The organism is Paraburkholderia sp. EG304, assembly GCF_046543485.1.
Classification (GTDB): domain Bacteria; phylum Pseudomonadota; class Gammaproteobacteria; order Burkholderiales; family Burkholderiaceae; genus Paraburkholderia; species Paraburkholderia youngii.
The window spans coordinates 1-1316 of sequence record NZ_JBKGUA010000219.1; the positions used below are offsets into that span (position 1 = coordinate 1).

General features: G+C 69.5%; 1 protein-coding gene. It reads left to right on the forward strand.

Features of this window, described 5'->3' with window-relative positions; all coding sequences use genetic code 11:
- Window positions 1–1316, forward strand: a 1316-nt coding sequence (locus ACLFKU_RS43460) for a condensation domain-containing protein (protein ID WP_410853359.1), incomplete at both ends; no start/stop codon positions are given.

Below are 1316 nucleotides of genomic sequence, written 5' to 3' on the forward strand. Positions count from 1 at the left end.
GTCGGCAACATCCAGGACATTTATGGCTTGTCGCCGCTGCAGGACGGCATCCTGTTCCATCATCTGTTGGCCGGCCAGGGCGATCCGTACCTGCTGGTCAGTCAGATGGCGTTCGCCGACCGTGGGCTATTGGAGCGCTATCTTGGTGCGGTTCAGCGGGTGGTGGACCGGCACGATATCCTGCGGACGTCGTTTGTCTGGGAGGGCCTGTCGCGCCCGGCCCAGGTGGTGTGGCGCAATGCGCCACTGGAGGTGAGCGAGCTCGCGCTGGATGGCTGCGATGGTCCCGGCCCCGATGCGCTCCGGCTGGGGTTTGATCCGCGCCGGCAGCGTATCGGGCTTGGCCGGGCGCCGCTGTTGCGGTTTGTGATTGCGCGCGAGCCCGGCAGTGCGCGCTGGCTGCTTTTGCAGCTGCAGCATCATCTGATCGGGGATCACACCACACTGGAGGTGATGCATGCCGAGGTCCGGGCCGTGCTGGAGGGGCGAGAGCATGAGCTGAGCGCCCCACAGCCGTTCCGCAACCTGGTGGCGGCGGCACGGCTGGGCGTTGATGCCAAGGCGCACGAAGAGTTCTTCCGGACGATGCTGGCCGACCTTGACGAGCCGAGCACGCCGTTTGGCTTGTGCGAGGTCCACGGCGACGGTCGTGGGGTTGATGAGGCGCAGCGGCTGCTGCCGGCGGCGCTCAACGCGCGGCTGCGGGTGCAGGCGCGGCGGCTTGGGGTGAGCCTGGCGAGCCTGTGCCATCTGGCCTGGGGCCAGGTGGTGGCGCGCAGCAGCGGCCGCGAGCAGGTGGTGTTCGGCACGGTGCTGTTCGGCCGCATGCAGGGCGGCGCCGGTGGCGACCGCGCGATGGGCCTGTTCATCAATACCCTGCCGCTGCGGCTTGATCTTGATGGCACCGGGGTCGAGGCGAGCGTGCGGACCACGCATGCGCGGCTGGCCGAGCTGCTGGCGCATGAACATGCCTCGCTGGCGCTGGCGCAACGCTGCAGCGGCGTTGCGGCGCCGGCGCCGCTGTTCAGTTCGCTGTTGAACTACCGCCACAACACGCCGGCGGCAATCTCCGGCGCCAGCGCGGAGGATGGGCTATCCGGCGTGGAATGGCTGGGCGGGGAGGAGCGCACCAACTATCCGCTGACCCTGTCGGTGGAGGACTCTGGCGAGGCGCTCGGGCTGACGGCGCAGGTGGCCGAAGGCGTCTCAGCGGATCGGGTCTGCGGCTACATGCAGCACACGCTCGAGCAGCTGGCGGAGGCGCTGGAGCGGGCGCCGCACACGCCGGTGCGGGAGCTGGACATCCTGCCGGGCGC